20 protein-coding genes are annotated in these 18,874 nt (G+C 65.2%); 7 read left to right on the top strand and 13 right to left on the bottom strand.

The window, feature by feature from the left end:
• Nucleotides 1-46: 46 nt before the first annotated feature.
• Nucleotides 47-445, bottom strand: a complete 399-nt coding sequence (locus tag MB818_RS18805; protein ID WP_234137904.1) for a rhodanese-like domain-containing protein — start codon at nt 443-445, stop codon at nt 47-49.
• Between the two features lie 114 nt (nt 446-559).
• Between MB818_RS18805 and MB818_RS18800 the strand changes: the two genes are divergently transcribed.
• The gene (locus MB818_RS18800; protein WP_238906041.1) at nt 560-1,606 is read left to right on the top strand and encodes an aldo/keto reductase; all 1,047 of its coding nucleotides are present in this window, start codon (nt 560-562) and stop codon (nt 1,604-1,606) included.
• A gap of 82 nt (nt 1,607-1,688) precedes the next feature.
• Here the strand turns inward: MB818_RS18800 and MB818_RS18795 are convergent, their stop codons facing one another.
• Nucleotides 1,689-2,675 (bottom strand): GlxA family transcriptional regulator, encoded by a 987-nt coding sequence (locus MB818_RS18795; RefSeq protein ID WP_238906040.1) that lies wholly within the window; start codon nt 2,673-2,675, stop codon nt 1,689-1,691.
• A 133-nt stretch (nt 2,676-2,808) separates the two neighbouring features.
• Here MB818_RS18795 and bcoG point away from each other — a divergent pair, with 133 nt between their 5' ends.
• From bcoG to MB818_RS18780, 3 genes are all read left to right on the top strand, one after another.
• Complete coding sequence (bcoG, locus tag MB818_RS18790; protein ID WP_238906039.1) at nt 2,809-3,726, top strand: 3-dehydrocarnitine:acetyl-CoA trimethylamine transferase BcoG; 918 nt, start codon at nt 2,809-2,811, stop codon at nt 3,724-3,726.
• 91 nt (nt 3,727-3,817) lie between these two features.
• A complete protein-coding gene (locus tag MB818_RS18785; protein WP_238906038.1) occupies nt 3,818-5,281 on the top strand; it encodes a carnitine 3-dehydrogenase in 1,464 nt (487 codons plus the stop codon).
• Nucleotides 5,278-6,039: an SDR family oxidoreductase gene (locus MB818_RS18780; RefSeq protein WP_238906037.1), complete on the top strand. Its 762-nt coding sequence runs from the start codon at nt 5,278-5,280 to the stop codon at nt 6,037-6,039. The genes MB818_RS18785 and MB818_RS18780 overlap by 4 nt, the downstream gene beginning before the upstream one ends.
• A gap of 134 nt (nt 6,040-6,173) precedes the next feature.
• Here the strand turns inward: MB818_RS18780 and MB818_RS18775 are convergent, their stop codons facing one another.
• The 3 genes from MB818_RS18775 to MB818_RS18765 all read right to left on the bottom strand — a co-directional run bounded on the left by MB818_RS18775 (nt 6,174) and on the right by MB818_RS18765 (nt 7,944).
• On the bottom strand, nt 6,174-6,740 hold the full coding sequence (locus MB818_RS18775) for a hemerythrin domain-containing protein (RefSeq protein WP_238906036.1): 567 nt from the start codon (nt 6,738-6,740) through the stop codon (nt 6,174-6,176).
• A gap of 72 nt (nt 6,741-6,812) precedes the next feature.
• Nucleotides 6,813-6,995, bottom strand: a complete 183-nt coding sequence (locus tag MB818_RS18770) for a hypothetical protein (RefSeq protein WP_234144922.1) — start codon at nt 6,993-6,995, stop codon at nt 6,813-6,815.
• A gap of 85 nt (nt 6,996-7,080) precedes the next feature.
• Nucleotides 7,081-7,944: a helix-turn-helix domain-containing protein gene (locus MB818_RS18765; RefSeq protein ID WP_238906035.1), complete on the bottom strand. Its 864-nt coding sequence runs from the start codon at nt 7,942-7,944 to the stop codon at nt 7,081-7,083.
• A 104-nt stretch (nt 7,945-8,048) separates the two neighbouring features.
• Between MB818_RS18765 and MB818_RS18760 the strand changes: the two genes are divergently transcribed.
• From MB818_RS18760 to MB818_RS18750, 3 genes are read left to right on the top strand one after another with little or no spacing between them, the layout of a single operon-like run.
• Nucleotides 8,049-8,252, top strand: coding sequence for a DUF2061 domain-containing protein (locus MB818_RS18760; protein ID WP_234137913.1), 204 nt, complete (start codon nt 8,049-8,051; stop codon nt 8,250-8,252).
• Nucleotides 8,245-9,147, top strand: a complete 903-nt coding sequence (locus MB818_RS18755; RefSeq protein WP_238906034.1) for a fatty acid desaturase — start codon at nt 8,245-8,247, stop codon at nt 9,145-9,147. The genes MB818_RS18760 and MB818_RS18755 overlap by 8 nt, the downstream gene beginning before the upstream one ends.
• Nucleotides 9,148-9,167: 20 nt before the next feature.
• Nucleotides 9,168-10,070 carry an EamA family transporter gene (locus MB818_RS18750; protein WP_234137915.1) on the top strand — a complete coding sequence of 301 codons (903 nt, stop codon included), beginning with the start codon at nt 9,168-9,170 and terminating at the stop codon, nt 10,068-10,070.
• A gap of 225 nt (nt 10,071-10,295) precedes the next feature.
• Here the strand turns inward: MB818_RS18750 and MB818_RS18745 are convergent, their stop codons facing one another.
• From MB818_RS18745 to MB818_RS18710, 8 genes are all read right to left on the bottom strand, one after another.
• Complete coding sequence (locus MB818_RS18745; protein ID WP_234169784.1) at nt 10,296-11,675, bottom strand: DEAD/DEAH box helicase; 1,380 nt, start codon at nt 11,673-11,675, stop codon at nt 10,296-10,298.
• A gap of 190 nt (nt 11,676-11,865) precedes the next feature.
• Complete coding sequence (locus MB818_RS18740) at nt 11,866-12,798, bottom strand: glycosyltransferase family 2 protein (protein WP_234162942.1); 933 nt, start codon at nt 12,796-12,798, stop codon at nt 11,866-11,868.
• Nucleotides 12,799-12,855: 57 nt separating this feature from the next.
• Entirely contained in the window at nt 12,856-13,578 is a 723-nt protein-coding gene (locus MB818_RS18735; protein WP_234183997.1) for an SDR family NAD(P)-dependent oxidoreductase, read from the bottom strand.
• Nucleotides 13,575-14,351, bottom strand: a complete 777-nt coding sequence (locus tag MB818_RS18730) for a cyclase family protein (protein WP_238906032.1) — start codon at nt 14,349-14,351, stop codon at nt 13,575-13,577. Before MB818_RS18730 ends, MB818_RS18735 begins: the two co-directional genes overlap by 4 nt.
• Nucleotides 14,348-15,604 carry an SDR family oxidoreductase gene (locus MB818_RS18725; RefSeq protein WP_238906031.1) on the bottom strand — a complete coding sequence of 419 codons (1,257 nt, stop codon included), beginning with the start codon at nt 15,602-15,604 and terminating at the stop codon, nt 14,348-14,350. Before MB818_RS18725 ends, MB818_RS18730 begins: the two co-directional genes overlap by 4 nt.
• Nucleotides 15,601-16,776 (bottom strand): thiolase family protein, encoded by a 1,176-nt coding sequence (locus tag MB818_RS18720; RefSeq protein ID WP_238906030.1) that lies wholly within the window; start codon nt 16,774-16,776, stop codon nt 15,601-15,603. Before MB818_RS18720 ends, MB818_RS18725 begins: the two co-directional genes overlap by 4 nt.
• Nucleotides 16,776-18,389: an AMP-binding protein gene (locus MB818_RS18715; protein WP_238906029.1), complete on the bottom strand. Its 1,614-nt coding sequence runs from the start codon at nt 18,387-18,389 to the stop codon at nt 16,776-16,778. Before MB818_RS18715 ends, MB818_RS18720 begins: the two co-directional genes overlap by 1 nt.
• On the bottom strand, nt 18,386-18,862 hold the full coding sequence (locus MB818_RS18710) for an aromatic-ring-hydroxylating dioxygenase subunit beta (RefSeq protein WP_238906028.1): 477 nt from the start codon (nt 18,860-18,862) through the stop codon (nt 18,386-18,388). The genes MB818_RS18715 and MB818_RS18710 overlap by 4 nt, the downstream gene beginning before the upstream one ends.
• Nucleotides 18,863-18,874: the final 12 nt, after the last annotated feature.

Here is an 18,874-nt window from a genome sequence, read left to right as displayed (position 1 = left end):
CGCTTGGTCAAAGTGTCTTTCGACACTTTGGATCGTTGCCGTGCGCTCAGGTCTTTTCGGCGACGGGGCCATCCTGTTTCACCCATTCGGTGAAACCGCCTTCGAGATGCATGACCGGGGCAAGGCCCATCTCCTGCGCGGCCTGGGCCGCCAGCGCCGAACGCCAGGCGCTCGCGCAGTAGAACACGTAAGTCTTGTCCTGGTTGAAGACGGGTTTGTGATAGGGGCTGTCGGGGTCGATCCAGAATTCCAGCATGCCACGCGGGCAGGAAAAGGCACCCGGGATCATGCCGCTGCGCTGCACTTCGCGAATATCGCGCAGATCGATGAACACATGATCCGGATCGTCATAGAGCGCCTTGGCCTCGGCCACCGGCAGGGTTGCGACCCGCGCATTTGCCTCTGCCAGCAAGGTCTTGATTCCCTTTGTGATCTTCTGTGCCATTATCTGCCCCTCCGGTTGTCGCTCAGGCTGGCGCAAATGGTGACAAAGCTCAAGAGGGGTTGCCGCCGTGTGTCCCTCCGCTAGGGTCTGGCGCGGACAAGAGGGAGCCGAGACATGAAAACGAGACCGCTGGGCCGCACCGGCATCGAGGTAAGTACGCTGTGCCTGGGCACCATGACCTTTGGCAGCCAGACAAGCGAGGCCGACAGCCATGCCCAGATCGAGCGCGCCCTGGCCGCCGGGATCACCTTTGTCGACACCGCCGAGATGTATCCGGTGAACCCGGTCCGCAAGGAGACGGTGGGCCGCAGCGAAGAGATCATCGGCAGCTGGAACCGCGCCAACCCGGCCCGGCGCGGCGACTATGTACTTGCGACCAAGCATTCCGGCGCGGGTATGGCACATTGCCGCGATGGCGCGCCGATCTCGGGTCAGACCATTGCCGGGGCGGTCGAGGGCTCGTTGAAACGGTTGGGGACCGATCATATCGACCTTTATCAATTCCACTGGCCCAATCGCGGCAGCTACATGTTTCGGCAGAACTGGCGCTATGACCCGTCGGGGCAGGATGCGGGTTCGGTGCTGGAGAACATGACCGATTGCCTTGAGGCGCTGCAACGCGAGGTCGATCGCGGCACCATCCGCGCCTTTGGTCTGTCGAACGAAAGCGCCTGGGGGACCGCGCAATGGCTGCGGTTGGCCGAGGCCGGGCAAGGGCCCCGGGTGGCGTCGGTGCAGAACGAGTACTCGCTGCTTTGCCGCCTTTACGACACCGACATGGCAGAGCTGAGCGTGAACGAGGATGTGGGGCTGATGGCCTTTTCACCGCTTGCGGCGGGGTTCCTGACCGGCAAGTATCAGCGCGGTGCGGTGCCCGAGGGCTCGCGCATGTCGCTGGTGCCCGAGATGGGCGGACGCAAATCCGAGCGGGTGTTCGATGCGGTTGACGCCTATCTGGACATTGCCCGCCGGCACGGGTTGAACCCGGTACATATGGCGCTGGCCTGGTGCCAGACCCGGCCCTTCATGATGTCGGCGATCTTTGGAGCCACCACGCTGGGGCAGCTCGATCACGTGTTGGCCGGTGCCGATCTGACCCTGTCGGATGAGGTGCTGGACGAGATCGCGCGCGCCCACAAGGCGCATCCGATGCCCTATTGAGCGGGGCGGGGGCGCTGCCCCCGGCCTACAAAATTCGTCGAATTTTGTAGGCTCCCCCGGAGTATTTTTTGCGAAATGAAGATCAGGGTGCGGCGGGTTGGGTTCGGGCCTGCCGCAGGTCGCGGGCGGATTGGCCGTTCTGGGTGCGAAAGGCACGGGCAAAGCTCGATTGCGAGGTAAAGCCGGTGGCCTGTGCCACTTCCATCAGCGGCATGTCGGTGTCGGTCACCAGCCGTCGTGCCTCGGCCAGGCGCAGTTGCAGGTAATGGTCCTGCGGCGTGGTCCCCAACCTCAGGCGGAACTGTTGTTGCAGGGTGCGCGGGCTGGTGCCCAGCGTCTCGGCGATTTCGGCCAGCGACAGCGGCTCGTCCAGTGCCGCCTCCATCAGCGCATTGGCCCGCGCGGTCAGCTTGTTGTGGCGGTGCGGGGCGCCGGTGCGGCGCTGCGGGGTGCCGGGTTGGGGGGCGCCCTCGTAAAGGAACAGCCCGGCCACCCGCGCGGCAAAGCCCGCACCGTGGCGCGCGGCGATGATATGCAGCATCATCTCGATCGCGGGCATCGCTCCGCCCGAGGTGAGCCGGTTGCCCGAGACGGCAAAGCGGTCGTGGCGCACGTCGATGGCCGGAAAGCGGCTGGCGAAATTGTCCAGATCCTCCCAATGGGTGGTGGCGGCGTGACCGTCGAGCAGGCCTGCCTCGGCCAAGAGCCACGGGCCGCCGTCGATCCCGGCCAGCGTGGCGCCGCTCGCCGCGATCCGGCGCAGCCCGGCGAGCAGGCTGGGCGTGGCGTGGCGTGCCAGCTGGAACCCTGCCACCACGATCAGCAGATCGCAGGTTTCGAGCCGCGCCAGCGGCAGGCCCGGCACCATCAGACCGCAGGTGAGTCGCGCAGGCGCGTCGGTGGCGGTGACATAATCCCAGTCGAAGGCATGGCGGTCGGCCAGCCGGTTGGCGGCGCGCATCGGGTCCACCGCGGCGGCAAAGCTGAGCGTGTTGCAATCGTCCAGCACCAGAAGCGCGCATTTTAGCGCGCGGTGTTCCGGCTGGAGAATGTTTTTTGCGGATTTCATCAAGTTCGATTCGCATTCTGGCAAGTGGTCGCCGCAAGGCTGCGCCAGAGTCGAACACAACGCAAATCGGAATCCGGGGACAAATCTGGGGACAACCCCGGGGAGAAACCGGTAAAAACAAGGGAAAACCGACATGCCTCTGGAAATGAACCGCGAGGTCTTTATCACCTGCGCCGTCACTGGTTCGGGCGGCACCCAGGATCGCAGCCCGCATGTGCCGCGCAGCCCCAAGCAGATCGCCGGGAGCGCGATTGCGGCGGCCAAGGCGGGGGCGGCGGTGGTGCATTGCCATGTGCGCGACCCCGAGACGGGGGCGCCCTCGCGCCGGCTGGACCTGTATCGCGAGGTGACCGACCGCATCCGCGACGCCGAGGTCGATGTGGTACTGAACCTGACCGCCGGCATGGGCGGTGACATGATATTCGGCGATGTCGAAAACCCGCTGCCGCTGCGTGAAAACGGCACCGACATGGTCGGCGCCACCGAGCGCGTGGCGCATGTGGCCGAATGCCTGCCCGAGATCTGCACGCTCGACTGCGGCACCATGAACTTTGCCGAGGCCGATTACGTGATGACCAACACGCCCGGCATGCTGACCGCCATGGGCCGGATGATGACCGAACTGGGCGTCAAGCCCGAGATCGAGGCGTTTGACACCGGCCACCTGTGGTATGCCAAGCAACTGGTCAAGGATGGCGTGCTGGACGGGCCGGCTCTGGTGCAGCTCTGCATGGGGGTGCCATGGGGCGCGCCCGATGACCTCAATACCTTCATGGCGATGGTCAACAACGTGCCCGACGACTGGACCTTCAGCGCCTTCTCTTTGGGGCGCAACCAGATGGCCTATGCCGCGGCGTCGGTGCTGGCGGGGGGCAACGTGCGCGTCGGGCTCGAGGATAACCTCTGGCTCGACAAGGGCGTGCTGGCCGAGAACTGGCAACTGGTTGAACGGGCGGCAGGCATCGTGTCGAACATGGGCGCTCGGGTGATCGGGCCGCAGGAGGTGCGCGAAAAGCTGGGCCTGGTGAAACGCGCGCCAGTGGCGAAGTAAGTCTTTTTCGGAGAGGCGGGGGCGCTGCCCCCAGACCCCCGGAGTATTTCCGGCGAAATGAAGAGCCGGGTAGCGACAAGGAAAATCGGGAATGACAACGGCTGCAATCATCGGTGGCGGCGTGATCGGCGGCGGCTGGGCCGCGCGCTTTCTGCTCAACGGCTGGGATGTTCGGGTGTTCGACCCCGACCCGCAAGCCGAACGCAAGATCGGCGAGGTGCTGGCCAATGCCCGCCGTTCGCTGCCCGGTCTCAGCGACATGCCGCTGCCGCCCGAGGGCAAGCTCAGCTTTCACACCGATCTGGCTGAGGCGGTGGCAGGGGCCGCGTGGATCCAGGAGAGCGTGCCCGAGCGGCTGGACCTCAAGCTCAAGGTCTATCGTTCGATCCAGGAGGCCTGCGATCCGGATGCGATCCTTGGCTCCTCGACCTCTGGCTTCAAGCCTAGCGAATTGCAGGAGGGCGCGCTGCGCCCCGGTCAGATCGTGGTGACGCACCCGTTCAACCCGGTCTACCTGCTGCCGCTGATCGAACTGGTGACGACGCCGGAAAACAGCCCCGAGATGATCGAGCGCGCCAAGGAGATCATGCGCGGACTGGGTCAGTTCCCGCTGCATGTGCGCAAGGAGATCGACGCCCATATCGCCGACCGCTTTCTGGAGGCCGTCTGGCGCGAGGCGCTGTGGCTGGTCAAGGACGGCATCGCCACCACCGAAGAGATCGACGAGGCGATCCGCATGGGCTTTGGTATCCGCTGGGCGCAGATGGGCCTCTTTGAGACCTATCGCGTCGCGGGCGGCGAGGCAGGCATGAAGCATTTCATGGCGCAGTTCGGCCCCTGCCTCAGCTGGCCTTGGACCAAGCTGATGGATGTGCCCGAATTCACCGATGAGCTGGTCGACCTGATCGCGGGCCAGTCGGATGCCCAATCGGGGCACCATACGATCCGCGAACTGGAACGCATCCGCGACAACAACCTCGTCGGCATGATGCGGGCGCTCAAGGCGCAGAACTGGGGTGCGGGTGCGGTGCTGAACACGCATGACGCGGCGTTGAAGCCCAAGGCGCTGCCCGATCTGGAGACCGCCGACCTGAGCCAGCCGATCCTGACCTTGTCGCGTGCGGTGCCGCTCGACTGGACCGATTACAACGGCCACATGACCGAGTCGAAATACCTGGAGGCCTTTGCCAATTCCACCGACCGGTTCATGGAGATCATTGGCTGCGATGCCGACTATATCGCCAATGGCGGCAGCTATTTCACCGCAGAAACCCATATCCGCCATCTGGACGAGACTCACGCAGGCGCGCGGATTCGGGTCGAGACCCAGATGCTGCTGGGACAAGGCAAGAAGCTGCATCTGTTCCATCGCATGTACGAGGGCGACAAGCTCTTGGCCACCGGCGAAAGCTTCCTGCTGCATGTGAGCCTGGAAACCCGCAAACCCTGCGCCCCTTCGTCCGAGATCGAGGCCGCCATGGCCCGCATCGCAGAGGCGCAGGCGGGCCTGCCTTACCCCGAAGGCGCGGGCAGCGCGATCCGGAAACCGGCATGAGCGCGCGCGTTCTGATCACCGCTGGTGCCGGCGGCATCGGCCACGCCATGGCCGAGGCCTTTGACGCGGCGGGGGCGCGGGTCTGGATCGCGGATGTGGACAAGGCGGCGCTGGCCGCCTGTCCCGCCCACTGGCGGCAGAGTGTGGTCGATGTGGCGGATGAGGCCTCGGTTGCGGCGCTCTTTGCCGACATCGAGGCCGACTGGGGCGGGCTTGATACGCTCTGTTCCAATGCGGGCATCGCCGGGCCGACCGCGCTGGTCGAGGATATGCCGCTCGACGGCTGGCGCGCCTGCATCGCGGTCAATCTCGACGGTGCGTTTCTCTGTGCCAAATACGCCGCCCCGCTGCTGAAACGGCAGGGCGCGGGCAGTATCGTCATCACGTCGTCCACCGCCGGGCAATACGGTTTTCCCTATCGCGGGCCCTATGCGGCGGCGAAATGGGGGGTGATTGGGCTGGCCAAGACGCTGGCGATGGAGCTGGGACCGCACGGGATCCGCTGCAACGTGATCTGTCCCGGTTCGGTCGAAGGACCGCGGATGGAGGGTGTGCTGGCGCGCGAAGCAGCGGCCAAGGGCATGACCCGCGATCAGGTCTATGCCGGTTACGCCTCGGGCACCTCGATGGGCCGGTTCGTCGAAGCGGCGGACATCGCCAACATGGCGGTGTTTCTGGGGTCTGAGGCGGCGCGGCTGGTGTCGGGGCAGGTGATTGCGGTCGATGGCCATACGGTGAACCCCGACCCCAAGGTCTGACCGGGGCGCACCGGCACAACCGCGCGGGGACAAGGTTTGGTACAAACCTTGTGGACACGATTTCTTTGAAATCGTGCGACCGTCGCGCCTTGCGGACAGGCCATCGGGTACAAGGACCACTGTTGTTCCCATGGCTATCCCAGAGGGTCGGCGCCGTGCTTCAGGATGATCGGTACGATCAGGTCCTCTTCATCCTCAAGATGGCGGCCGATCATCCGCTCCAGATCGCCTAACCCAGTCAGCAGCGCCCCGGCGCTGGTGCGGGCGTCTGGGCCATTGGCCGCCTGGATCGCCCCATTGGCCTGTTCGACAAACCGGTTCAGCAGCCCGTCCAGCGCATGGTGGTCCGCGTCCAACAGGTCGAACCCCGTCTCGATACGGCGGTCCTTGGTCCTGAGCAGGGGAAAATAGTGCTGGTCCTCGATCTGGTGATGCCCATGCAACTGGTTCACGAACATGCCGCCATAACGCGCGATGCCCTGCGCGAACCGTGCCGCGTCCCGCTCGGCATCCAGGAAGGCGCGCGTCTCGGCCTGCATATGCGCCATGATCTGGCGGAACATCATGTGGCGCTCCAGCCAGAAACTGACCAGACCGTGAAAGTTGGGATCGGCCTGCCAACTCTCGCGCGGATGCGCCTCAAGCAGCACCCGCAGCGCCTCGGGGAGGCCTGTCCTGTTATCGAAATGAAAACTGTTCATGTCGGCCGATATAGACCATCTGCCGAAAGCCGGTAGCCTTTCGACGGATTCGCGACCGAGAAATAATCAGGTCTAGCTCTGGTTGGCGCCGCGCATCTGGCGGATCGCACGGCGTACCGCCTGCCAGCTCTGCGCCTCGTCCTGATTGCCCAGGGCCTTGCAGTGCTGCTCTTTCTGTGCTGCTTCGGCCTCGGCCTTGTCACCATGCGCGGCATAGAGCGCACGGGCATATTCTGCGGTCTGGATGGTGTCCATTCGGGGCTCCTCCATAAGCGGTTACGATTACCTCGGACGATCAGTATAGCACAAAACCCGGTCCTGCGCAGGACACGCCTGCGGTTCAGCCCGGAATCGCCGCCCTGAGCCGACGCAGATGGGCTGGCAGGTCGCGCGCGGTCAGATCCGCCTCGCGCACCAGCGTGTCGAACTGGCGGGTAAAGACCTCGATCCGGTCGCGGTCGCGAAAGGCCATGTAGTGGCTGCCCGCGTAGAACACGCAGAGCAGAGGGCCGAATATGGTCATCGGCGCAGAATAAAGCCGCTTGGCGTCGTAGAGATAGATGCGCAGCCGGGGATAGAGCTGTTCGCAAAGCGCCAGCAGATGGTCGATCTGTTCTCGCCGCACCGCCGGGTCGAGGCCTCGGTAATAGCCCGCGCCCTGGGCAAAGCTCTCCAGCTCGAACAGGGGCATGGCGATCTCGTAATCCGACTGGGCGCTGCGCATCCAGGCCAGCCGGTCCTCTGACGCGCCGATGGCCTGATCGGCCGTCCGGCCCAGATGCGGCGCATATTCCCATTCCAGCACCGCGCGGGTCTTGAGCATGTCGGGCAGGGCGGCGGGCACATAACGGATCTTGTAGCCTGCCGCCTCGCGGTGCCATTCATAGATGCGCTCGTCAACCAGCGCGCGCGGCGCCTCGGTCATGGTCAGCGAACTGGCCAGCAGTTCCGCCGCGCTTTCCGGTCGGTCCGACAAACCCAGCAGCCAATCCGTAGATACCCCAAGCGCCGAGGCACAGGCGCCCACCACATGGCCATTGGGCAGCCGCGCGCCGCTATCGGTCAGCAGTTGCGAAATCGTGGACCGGTCCACCCCCACATCGCGAGCCAATGCGCTTTGCGTGATCTGGCGCAGTTCCATCGCGCGGATCAGGCGCTGGCGGAACTGGGCGGCGCGATCTCGTTTGTCCATACTATCCAACATGTGTTTATAAATATCACATTCGATGAATTTTGTTAATCATATTCAGAATTCTCACGCTGCGCGCCACCGGATAACAAATTCGTGAACGTGACAATGGAGGACATATGGACACGCGGCAGAGATCGGTGGTCAAGGCAGTGGTCTGGAACCTGCTGGGGCTGGTCACCATGACGCTGGTGGGGTTGGTGGCGACCGGATCGGTGGCGTTGGGCGGTACGCTGGCACTGGTGAACACGGCACTGGGTTTCACCCTCTACCTGGTCTACGAGCGTGTCTGGGCCGGCATCCGCTGGGGCCGCCATGTCTGAGCCGCGCCTGCCCGACCGCGCCGAATGGGGCACTTTCGCGCTGATCCTCGCCTGCTATGCGGCCTGGCTGCTGGTGATCTTTGGTTTGGCAGGTCTGTCGCTCTGGCTCGCCATCCCCGCGATGGGGCTGGTCGCGGCGCTGCATTCCTCGCTGACGCATGAGGCGCTGCATGGCCACCCGTTCCGCTATCGCTGGCTGAACGAGGCGCTGATGGCGCTGCCGCTGACGCTGTGCATCCCCTATAACCGGTTCCGCGACCTGCATCTGGCCCATCACCTGGACGCGAACCTGACCGACCCCTATGACGACCCTGAGAGCAACTATCTCGACCCCGCAATCTGGTCGCGCCTGCCGGGCTGGCAGCAGCGCCTCTATGCGCTCAACAACACGCTGGCGGGGCGCATGGTGCTGGGTCCGCTGATCGGCACCGCCTGTTTCCTGCGTGACGAGGCGCGCGGCGCGCTGCGCGGCGACCGCGCGATCCTCTTGGCCTGGGCGCTGCACCTGCCCGGCATGGCTGTGGTGCTCTGGGTCGTTTCCCTGTCGCTGATGCCGGTCTGGGCCTTTGCGCTGTCGGCCTATATCGGTCTGGGCCTGCTCAAGATCCGCACCTTTCTGGAACATCGCGCGCATGAGAAATCGCGCGCCCGCACCGTGGTGATCGAGGATCGGGGGCTGTTGGCGTTCCTTTTCCTCAACAACAATTACCACGTGGTGCATCACATGAACCCGGGCGCCCCCTGGTATGCGCTGCCCGCGCTCTATCGGGCGGGCAAGGAGCGGTATCTCAGTTGCAACGAGGGCTACAGCTACGCCTCTTATGCCGAGGTGTTCCGCCGCTATTTCTGGCGCGCCAAGGATCCGGTGCCGCATCCGCTCTGGCCAAAGCCCTGATTTGAGGCCACAAGAGGCGCATGAGCCTCTGGATCCCCGTCACCCTCGCCGCCGCGCTGTTTCAGACCGTGCGGTTCATGCTGCAGAAATCGCTGGCGACGGTGAAACTGTCGGCCTCCGGCGCCACCTTTGCCCGCTTCCTTTATTCCGCACCGCTGGCACTGGCGGGGCTCTTGATTGCCACCACCGCCGGTGGTTTTGATCTGCCGGAGCTGGGACCACGGTTCTGGCTGTTTGTCGCCATTGGCGGCACCGCCCAGATCCTTGCCACCATCTGCGTGGTGGCGCTGTTCAAGCAACGCAACTTTGCCGTGGGCATCACCTTCAAGAAGACCGAGGTGATCCAGACCGCGATCGTCGGTTTTGTCATTCTGGGAGAGGGCGTCTCCTTTGGCGCGCTGGGCGCGATCCTGCTGGGGCTGGCGGCGGTGCTGCTCTTGTCGAAAACACCCGGAGGATCCGGCGCCTGGTGGCGCCACCTGACCAACCGCGCCTCGCAACTGGGGCTGGGCTCGGGCGTTCTGTTTGCCTTTTCGGCAGTCAGCTACCGGGCCGCCTCGCTGGAACTGGGCGATCTCACGCCCTGGTTCCGGGCGCTGGTGACGCTGGCTGCGGTGGTGTCGTTCCAGCTGGTGTCGATGGCGCTCTGGCTCTGGTGGCGCGACCGGGCGCAGCTGGCGGCGGTCTGGGCCACGCGGAACACCGGCGCCTTTGTCGGGCTGACCAGCCTGGGCGGGTCGTTCTGCTGGTTTCTCGCCTTCACGCTTCAGAACGCGGCCTATGTCAAGGCGCTGGGGCAGGTGGAGCTGATCTTCAGCCTGATGGCCTCGACCCTGTTTTTCCGGGAAAAGATCACTGGGCGCGAGATTGCGGGCATCGCGCTGCTCGGCCTGTCGATCCTGGCATTGGTGCTGGCGATCTGACCCGAGAGCGGGGCGCTCCCGCCCCCGGCCTGGTGCTCTCTGCGAGAGCCCGGTCCGGCGTTGGGCCGGGCCGCGCGTGCCGCGCGGCGGTTTCTTGCGAGGCGCTGCCTCGCGCTCCGGAGTATTTCAGACCAGAAAGAAGCCCGATCTGTCCAAGCCTCTTCATTTCGCCAAAAATACTCCGGGGGAGTCCGAAGGACGGGGGCAGCGCCCCCTTGTGCCCGCTCAGCTGGCGCGCCGCTCCTCGAAACTGAGCGCGATGAAGCTGGGCAGGTGATCTCCCATCCCAACCACCTTGGCGCCGCGGTCATCCTTGCGGTCGCGGCGGTCGTCGCCCTTGCGGCTGCGCGGCTCACGCTTGTCGGCTTCGGGCTTGTCGGCCTCGCTGCGCCTGGGCTTGTCGGCCTTCGCGGGTTTTTCCTCGCGGCGGGGTTTGGCTTCGGGCTTTTCCGCCGTTTTGGCCGGGTTCTCGAGACGCGGGATTTCCTTCTGGATCAGCTTCTCGATGGCATCGAGCGCCTTTTCGTCACGCGGGATGCAGAGCGTGATCGCCTTGCCGTCGCGACCCGCCCGGCCGGTGCGGCCGATCCGGTGCACGTAATCCTCGGGGTGGCCGGGGACGTCGAAGTTGAACACATGGCTCACCGAGGGCACATCCAGCCCGCGTGCGGCCACGTCCGAGGCCACCAGCAGGCGCAGTTTGCCTTCGCGGAACCCGTCCAGCGTCCGGGTGCGCTGGCTCTGATCCAGGTCGCCGTGGATCGGCGCCGCATCATAGCCGTATTTCTGCAGCGATTTCGCGACGATATCCACATCCGTCTTGCGGTTGCAGAAGATGATCGCGTTGGTGCATTTCTCGCCCTCGGCGTCGATCAGCGCCCGCAGAACGGCGCGTTTTTCGCTCGCTTCGCGGTCGCGGCGCGAGCCCTTGAACAGCACCACGCCCTGTTCGATGGTTTCGGATGCCGTGGCCTGGCGGGCGACCTCGATCCGTGCGGGGGCGCTGAGGAACGTGTTGGTGATCCGCTCGATCTCGGGCGCCATGGTGGCCGAGAAGAACAGCGTCTGACGGGTAAAGGGGGTCAGGCTGAAGATACGCTCGATATCGGGGATGAATCCCATGTCGAGCATCCGGTCGGCCTCGTCCACCACCATGATCTGCACGCCGGTCAAGAGCAGTTTGCCGCGTTCGAAATGATCGAGCAGCCGGCCCGGCGTGGCGATCAGCACGTCGACACCCCGGTCGATCAGCGCATCCTGCTCCTTGAAGCTGACACCGCCAATGAGCAGCGCCTTGGTCAGTTTCAGGTGCTTGGTATAGGTATCGAAATTCTCGGCCACCTGGGCGGCCAGTTCCCGTGTCGGACACAGCACCAGGCTGCGCGGCATCCGCGCCCGGGCGCGGCCACGGGCCAGAAGGGTGATCATCGGCAGGGTGAAACTGGCGGTCTTGCCGGTGCCTGTCTGGGCGATGCCCAGCACGTCGCGGCCTTCGAGCGCGGGCGGGATAGCGCCTGCCTGGATCGGAGTCGGCGTTTCATAGCCGGCCTCTTCAATGGCCTTAAGAACTTTGGGATTGAGGTTCAGTTCAGAAAATTTTGTCATGAGTGTCCGATGTTTGCGGACACTATTCGGGCCCGCACGTCTGTCGTATCGCCGGGTCCGTGCGACCTGATTGCGCGTTTTTCGCGTAACGGCTAGGCGGGGCATAGCAAAAAGCCCAGTCAGCGTCAAATGGTGCGCGCGCAGCAGCGGATTTGGCGGTATTTGTTTCTTTTTTGGAAACTATGGGGTGTTAGTTGGGAAACTGTTTGCGTATCGCCCCGTCGAGGTCGAGCGGGCGGTGCTTCAGCATCCCCGCGGCCCGCAACCGCGCCCGGCTTTCGGGGGTGGTTGCGTTCAACTCGTCGAAGAAGGCGCGCAAACCGGCTTCGCCTTCCTCTTCCTCGATACCGCTCAGCAGTTCGTGCATGCTCAGTCCGCCCGCCTCGTGCGGGACATTGGGGGCCAGGTCGGGGCGATAGGACCCTTTGGCGATGCGATAGCGATAGGCGGCGATCCAGTGAACCCAATCGGCGCCGTGCCGGTGGCACAGGTCGACCGTGTCCAACTCCACCTGGTGCGGGTTCATTTCCTTGTTGCGAAAGATGTTGTGGATGCGGAAGTCGACCTTTTCCATGCCGGTACGGGCAAAGACCTTGCCGGCCACATGGCTCATGAAGCCGCCTTTTACAAAGGCGCCGAAGGTGGGGTAGAGGCGGCGCACGATTCCGTCTCGGGCCGGACCGCCGGGGATGAACGCCTTGTAGAGCGCATCCTCGCCCGCAAGAGCCTCGATCGGGCGCATCCGGGCGCAAAGCGTGTCGTCGGGCAAGGTGGACAGGATCGTCGCAATCGGCGTTTCGGACCAGATGAATTCATCCACATCAATATGGGCCAGCCAGTCCACATCGGCGCGGTTATAGGCATGGCGGGCATTCATCGTCTGGCGGGCCTGGTGCTTGACAGGGCGGGTCAGTTTGCGCCGCTGCCAGTAACTCTCGTCGCAGGCAAAGACCCGGATGCGCGGGTGTGACTTGAGCCGCGAGAATACCGCCGGGTCGGGATCGTCAAGATAGAGGAACAGCCGATGTGCCCCCTGTTCCAGATGCCAGGCGGCAAAGCGCAGGATCTCGTGTTCGGGTGCCTTGACGGTGGCCACCACGCCCCAGGTCGGTGATGTGTTCATTCGGTCATTGGTGACCGCTGCGCCGGGCCTTGGCAAGGTTGGAATTTCGGGACCGTATCAAATCTGAAGCGACCCGACACTGGCCCCGCCGCAGACATAGAGCGTCTGCCCGGTGACAAAGCTGTTTTCGGGATCGCAAAAGAACAGAAAGGCGCGGGTGACGTCATCGACGCGGCCCAGGCGGCCCATGGGAATGCGCTTGGCCAGCGCCTCTTGCTGGGGGCTGTCCTTTTCCACGATGCCCCAGAAATTGTCAGTCAGGATCGGGCCGGGCGCCACCACGTTGACGGTGATGCCATGGGGGGCCAGCTCCAGCGCCCAGGTGCGCGCCATGCCGATCATGCCGGCCTTGGTGGCGCCATAGGCGGTGCGTGTGGGTGCGCCAAGGGCGGCGCGTGAGCCGTTGAACATCACCCGCCCGAACTGGCGCGTCTTCATCGCGGGCAGAAACGCCTTGAGCAGGGTCAGGGCGGACCCCAGATGCAGTTGCGCCAGCCCGGTGATGTCCGAGGGCTCGGCCTCTTCGATCAGGTTGGGCCAGATCAGGCCCGCATTGTGGATCAGGTGGGTAACCTCGTGGTTGGTCGCGACTTCAGCGGCGGCTTCGGCCACCGCCTGCGGGTCCAGGAGATCGGCCTCGACCGAGTGGAGGCGCGGGTGGGTGACCTCGGGCGCGTGGCGCGAGATCGACACGACCGTGTAGTCGCGCGCCAGGAGCGCCTGCGCCAGATCGGCGCCGATGCCCTTGTTGCCCCCGGTGATAACGGCGGTATGGGTCATGTCTCCTCCACCAGCGCCAGTACCCTGAGCGGGCTGCCGGTGCCGTTCTTGATCTTGAGGGGGGCGGCGATCAGCACCGCGCCGGTGGGCGGCAGCTGGTCGAGGTCCGACAGGCATTGCAGCCCGAACCGCCCCGCGCCGTGCAAGTAGTAATGCGCCGGATAGGGCGGGGTATAGTGGCTGCCCTGACCGGCATCGGTGCCCACGGTTTCGACGCCGAACCCGCGAATGTCGCGCTGGTCGATCAGGAAGCTGATCGCTTCTGGCGTCGGTCCGGGCGAATGCGGTCCGTCCTCGCGCATGTTGAGGTATGCGGCACCACGCCGTTTCGACCAGTCGGTACGCATCAGAACCCAGGCCCCGGCGGGGATGCGGCCATGGGCGGCCTCCCAGCCTTCGATCAGGGGTACGGTCAGTTCGAAATCTTCGTCCTGCGCGGCACCTTGAGAACAGTCGATGACACAGACCGGGCCGATGAAATCGGCCGGGTCGATCTCGTCCACCGCCGCGCGCGGCAGGTCACGGCCCGAGATCCAGTGCGCGGGCGCGTCGAAATGGGTGCCGGTGTGTTCGGACATCGAGATATTGTGCCATTTCCATGCCGGGCCGCGATGGTCATAGGCGCTGATCTCTTCCATCCGAAAGCGGGCGCATTGGCCGAATTCGGGCGGCAGGATGATGACCGGGAAATCGGGGTCGAGCGTGTGGGTCAGGTCGACAACCCGGATCTCTCCGCTGGCGATGCGGGTGGCAAGATTGGCCAGAGTGCTCATGCGCCTTCTCCTCCCAGCGTCATTTCGCGTTCCAGCACCTTGGGGTCGCGGCGGAAGCGGTCGCGCAGGTCCTGGGCGATGTCGCCGCACCAGACGTCTTCCAATCCCCGTTGCAGCCCGTCGACGACCGAGCGGGCCAAGGCGGAGGCTGTCACGCGCGGCGGTGGCAGCGGCTGATACCAGTCGTCCTCTTCGGTGGGGCCAAAGAACACGTTCATCACCCTGAGCCCCGAGGGCCGGAATTCGGCGCGCAGCGATTGGCTGAGGGAATAGGCCCCCGCCTGGCTGGCGGAATAGGCGCCGAAAGGGCGCGCATTACTCAGCGCGCCGACGCTGAGCAGGTTGACCCAGGCGGCGGCGGCATTCACGCCGTCCGAGGCACGCGCGCACATGCCGGGGCCGAATGCCTGCGCCAGCCGCATCAGGCCAAGGTAATTCACCTCCAGCTCGTCGCGGGCAAAGCCGGTATCGCCCCGGTCCAGCACCCCGCCGGGGCGCAGGAACCGGGCGGTGTTGATCAGGATGTCGGTCTTGCCGCCGATCTCGCCCGCCAGTTTCTGCACCGATGCGGTGTCGGTCACATCCATCGGCAGGATCTGGACCCCCAAAGCCTCCAGTTCGGCGCGTTGCGGATAAGGTCGCCAGCTTTCCGGCTCGCCTGCGAAGATGATCGTCGCACCCGCCTTTTGAAGGGCGCGGGCCAGCGCAGAGGCCTGGGTACTGCGGGCATCGGTGATCAGCACACGGCGGTGTTTGGGATCGGCAGAGAGGGCACGCATCAGCGGATCGTCCTCCATGTTCGGGGTATCGGTTTCGGGCAGGCCGACCAGCACGCCCTGGCCTGCCTGATCAAGTCGGACGGTGACACGCACGCGGGCGTGGCGTTTTACGTCGCCATGGATATGGGCCAGCACAGTGGGACCGGCATCGAGCTGCACGGTGCCCGCGCGCCATGGCATCCGCTCGCGAAAGTACAGGCGCGGCGAGGTCTGGACCGTGGTTTCGGCGATCAGTGTGCCGCCCGGCGCCATGTCCTGCCATGGCAGGTCTGTGCTCAGGCAGGCCGAACAGGCATCGCGCGGCGGGTATTGCACCTTGCCGCAGTCGGCGCAGCGTTGCAGGGCAAACCGCCCCTCGGCGGCGGCGGCGGTCAGGTGGAGCGCCGCGCGCGAACGCACTTCGGGCGGGCGCGTCGGCGAGACCGAGCGTTTCTGCGGGTTTTTCTTGGGCGGCGGGGACAGGGGATGGGTCATGCGCGCGCTCCGGTCGTGAGGACCGCGGCGCTGGAACACAGGCCACGGTCGAAGTTGATCATGCCAAAGCCCGACACCAGCGCTTGTTCCGCATCCGGCACCTGCGTGCCGCCCGCCTGTCCGGTGACCTGGCGGATCGCCTCGACCATGCCGATGAAGCCGCCCGCTGCCCCGGCCTGACCGCCGGAAAGCTGCCCGCCCGAAGTATTGTGCGGGAAATCGCCCGCAACGGTCAGATCCTTGTCGCGCAGAAACGCAGGGGCCTCGCCCTTGGCGCAGAAGCCCAGATCCTCGATCTGCATCATCGAAATCACCGGATAGTCGTCATAGGTCTGCACCAGATCCATCTCCTGCGGTGCCATTCCGGCCTGATCCCAGAGCACATCCACATCCATCGTCCAGCCGCCGCGCAGCTGGATCGGGTCGTCGGCATGGGCATTGTGCCGCTCGATCGCGGCCGCCAGCCGGGCATAGGGCAGGTTCAGCGCCCGCGCCCGGTCCTCGGACATGACCAGAAACGCCTCGGCCCCGGCGCAGGGCATCACGCAGTCAAAGAGCGCAATCGGGTCGGCGATGGGGCGGGCACCCAGGTATTGCTCCATCGTCAGCGGTTTCTTCATCACCGCGTTCGGGTTTTTCAGCGCATTGGTACGCTGGGCCACGCAGAGGTGCCCGAAATCCTCGCGAGTGGCGCCGTATTCCGTCATGTAGCGGTCGGTCAGCAGGGCAAAGCTCGCATTCGGGCCGCCATAGCCATAGGGATAGCTGGCATCCATGGCAAAGCGTGAAAAACTCGACAGCAGTTGCCGGAAACTGTCGATATGGTTGGTGTCGCCCGCGACGCAGGCGATGATTTCGGCGTCACCCGCCTGTATCGCGCGCGCCGCGCGGCGCAGCGCCACCCCGGCCGAGGCGCCGCCCATCGGGATATGGTCGAGCCAGCGCGGGCAGAGGCCCAGATGCTGGGTCAGCCCCACGGCGGTATCGGGGAAGAGCGTGAAGGACGCGACCTGGAAGCCATCGAGATCGCCGGGCTTCAGCCCCGCCGCCCGCAAGGAGCCGCGCAGGGCGGTGGCGATCCAGTGATGCGCGGTGTCGATGGAATAGCGCTGATAGGGCGTCGAGAAGGGCGCCACCAGCGCCACGCCCGCATAGCTGGCAGGCCGCGCCATCACGCCACCTGCCGTTTCTTGAGATGGGTCAGCGTCACCGTGGCCGGATCCGAGAGCAGCGCCTCGGCCATCTCCTTCAGCGCCTTGCGCTGGATCTTCTGGGTCGGGGTCATCGGCAGGTTGTCCACAAAGGCAATATATCCGGGAACCTTGTAATAGGCCATCTGGGTCAGCGCCCATTGGGCAATCTGATGGGCTAGATCGGGCGAGGGGGCATCGACGGAGAGGCAGGCAAACACCTCGTCCCCGCGTATCGGGTCGGGCACGGCGGCCACGCCCGCCGCGCGGATGGACGGGTGGCGCATCAGTACGCTTTCCACCTCGACCGCGGCGATATTCTCGCCCGAGCGGCGGATCACGTTCTTCTTGCGGTCGACGAAGAAGAACCGGCCCTGCGCGTCGCGGCGCACGATGTCGCCGGTGTGGAACCAGCCGCCTTCCCAGGCCTCGGCGGTGGCCTCGGGGTTCTTGTCGTAATGCGAGAAGAAGCCGTAGCGCGGGTCGGGTCCGGCATTGCGGACGAGGAGTTCGCCGGGCTCGTCCGGGGCGGCGTCCTGGCCGGTATCGGTGACCACGCGGGCCGCGACCCAGCCTTCGGCCCGGCCCAGACAGGATTGGCCGATCAACCGGTCATGCGTATGGGCGGCGATCACCGCGCCCGCGCCTGTTTCGGTCATCGCCCAAGCCTCGATCAGGGGAAAGCCGAACCGCGCCTCGAACCCGGCCTGCAATTTCGGGTCGATGCCCGCGCCAAAGCCGAAGCGCACCTGATGGGCGCGGTCCTGCGGTCCCTCGGGCAGGGACATCAGGATCGAGGGCATGACGCCGAGGTAATGCAGGCAGGTGGCGCGCGCCTCGGCCACATCAGCCCACCAGCTGGACGGGTGGAACCGGTCGAGCGCGATCAGGCAGCCGCCCACGGTAACCATCGCCATGAAGGAATAGGCCATGGCATTCATGTGAAAGATCGGCAGGGGCGTGATCATCCGCTCGCCCGTTTCGGTAAGGGACGCGACCCCGCCCAGATCGGCATACCAGCGCCCGGCCAGCAGGAAATAGGCATTGGGCAGCACGCAGCCCTTGGGGTTGCCGGTGGTGCCCGAGGTATAGAGCAGTGCCGCCTCGCGCGCCTCGCCCATGCGTGGCTCGGTCACGGTGGCATTTGCGCGGGGTGGAGGTGGCGTGTCTTCGGCCCCGATGACCGGGGCTGTGACACCCGCCGCTGTGGCCGCCGCGCGCAACTCGTCCGCACGGGCGGGCAGGGCGACGATCAGCGCCGGTTGCGCATGGCCGATCAGGTATTCCAGTTCGGCGGCGCGCAGGTCGGGGTTGATCGGCACGATCGAGGCGCCGATGCGGTTGAGCGCGGCAAAGAGTTCAAAGAACACGGGCCGGTTTTCGAGCAACACCGCCACCCGCATTCCCGCGCCATACCCCGCCTGTTTCAGCGCCTCGGCCCGCGCATCGACGTGCGCAAGGAAGGCGCCATAGCTGACCGGCCCGGCCGCGATGTCATAGGCCGCCGCCGTGCCGGGTAGCATGTCAAGCAGCGGGCGGTCCGGCCAGCGCGCCGCCGTGGCCGCGATGGCGGCGTAAACCGTCTCGGCGCTCACGGCAGCAGCTGGATATTGCCAAAGGCGGCGTCGCAATTGAGCAACTCGACCTTCTTGCCCGCGATGCGGAATGCGCCGTCCACCAGTGCCAGGTCATGGGTCACGGTGAGGGCCAAAAGCTGCTGTTCGTCCAGCCGCGTCTCGACATAATGCATGTTGGTCACGGTCTGGAACTTGCCCGCCTCGGGGTCGAACACATCGACAAAGGGCCGCTGGATCACGTGGTTGCAGCGCGATTTGGGTTTCTGCGAAAAGGTCCGCTCGCCGTTCAGCCGCTCGACCCTGAGGCGCAGCATGAAATTGTCCTCGTAAAGGAACGAGGTGGCGTTGACCGGATCGGCCTGCTTGTAGTCGAGCGGCATCCAGTAGACCGCATCAGGCAGCCAGAGGTCGAGCCATTCGGAGTAGCGGCCTTCGTCCAGCATCCGGGTTTCGGCATAGATGAAGTCGATCACGTCGTCGCGGGTGATCATTGCTGCATTCCC

This window comes from Ruegeria alba (assembly GCF_022321465.1).
GTDB lineage: Bacteria > Pseudomonadota > Alphaproteobacteria > Rhodobacterales > Rhodobacteraceae > Ruegeria_B > Ruegeria_B alba.
This window is presented reverse-complemented; position numbering and strand designations above follow the sequence as displayed.

What these genes read in the sequence shown, in the direction of transcription:
- MB818_RS18775 (WP_238906036.1), bottom strand. Translation starts at nt 6,740, where the DNA reads ATGAACAGTTTTCATTTCGATAACAGGACAGGCCTCCCCGAGGCGCTG.
- bcoG (WP_238906039.1), top strand. Translation starts at nt 2,809, where the DNA reads ATGCCTCTGGAAATGAACCGCGAGGTCTTTATCACCTGCGCCGTCACT.
- MB818_RS18765 (WP_238906035.1), bottom strand. Translation starts at nt 7,944, where the DNA reads ATGTTGGATAGTATGGACAAACGAGATCGCGCCGCCCAGTTCCGCCAG.
- MB818_RS18805 (WP_234137904.1), bottom strand. Translation starts at nt 445, where the DNA reads ATGGCACAGAAGATCACAAAGGGAATCAAGACCTTGCTGGCAGAGGCA.
- MB818_RS18780 (WP_238906037.1), top strand. Translation starts at nt 5,278, where the DNA reads ATGAGCGCGCGCGTTCTGATCACCGCTGGTGCCGGCGGCATCGGCCAC.
- MB818_RS18795 (WP_238906040.1), bottom strand. Translation starts at nt 2,675, where the DNA reads ATGAAATCCGCAAAAAACATTCTCCAGCCGGAACACCGCGCGCTAAAA.
- MB818_RS18770 (WP_234144922.1), bottom strand. Translation starts at nt 6,995, where the DNA reads ATGGACACCATCCAGACCGCAGAATATGCCCGTGCGCTCTATGCCGCG.
- MB818_RS18735 (WP_234183997.1), bottom strand. Translation starts at nt 13,578, where the DNA reads ATGACCCATACCGCCGTTATCACCGGGGGCAACAAGGGCATCGGCGCC.
- MB818_RS18785 (WP_238906038.1), top strand. Translation starts at nt 3,818, where the DNA reads ATGACAACGGCTGCAATCATCGGTGGCGGCGTGATCGGCGGCGGCTGG.
- MB818_RS18725 (WP_238906031.1), bottom strand. Translation starts at nt 15,604, where the DNA reads ATGACCCATCCCCTGTCCCCGCCGCCCAAGAAAAACCCGCAGAAACGC.
- MB818_RS18745 (WP_234169784.1), bottom strand. Translation starts at nt 11,675, where the DNA reads ATGACAAAATTTTCTGAACTGAACCTCAATCCCAAAGTTCTTAAGGCC.
- MB818_RS18730 (WP_238906032.1), bottom strand. Translation starts at nt 14,351, where the DNA reads ATGAGCACTCTGGCCAATCTTGCCACCCGCATCGCCAGCGGAGAGATC.
- MB818_RS18760 (WP_234137913.1), top strand. Translation starts at nt 8,049, where the DNA reads ATGGACACGCGGCAGAGATCGGTGGTCAAGGCAGTGGTCTGGAACCTG.
- MB818_RS18720 (WP_238906030.1), bottom strand. Translation starts at nt 16,776, where the DNA reads ATGGCGCGGCCTGCCAGCTATGCGGGCGTGGCGCTGGTGGCGCCCTTC.
- MB818_RS18755 (WP_238906034.1), top strand. Translation starts at nt 8,245, where the DNA reads ATGTCTGAGCCGCGCCTGCCCGACCGCGCCGAATGGGGCACTTTCGCG.
- MB818_RS18740 (WP_234162942.1), bottom strand. Translation starts at nt 12,798, where the DNA reads ATGAACACATCACCGACCTGGGGCGTGGTGGCCACCGTCAAGGCACCC.
- MB818_RS18800 (WP_238906041.1), top strand. Translation starts at nt 560, where the DNA reads ATGAAAACGAGACCGCTGGGCCGCACCGGCATCGAGGTAAGTACGCTG.
- MB818_RS18710 (WP_238906028.1), bottom strand. Translation starts at nt 18,862, where the DNA reads ATGATCACCCGCGACGACGTGATCGACTTCATCTATGCCGAAACCCGG.
- MB818_RS18750 (WP_234137915.1), top strand. Translation starts at nt 9,168, where the DNA reads ATGAGCCTCTGGATCCCCGTCACCCTCGCCGCCGCGCTGTTTCAGACC.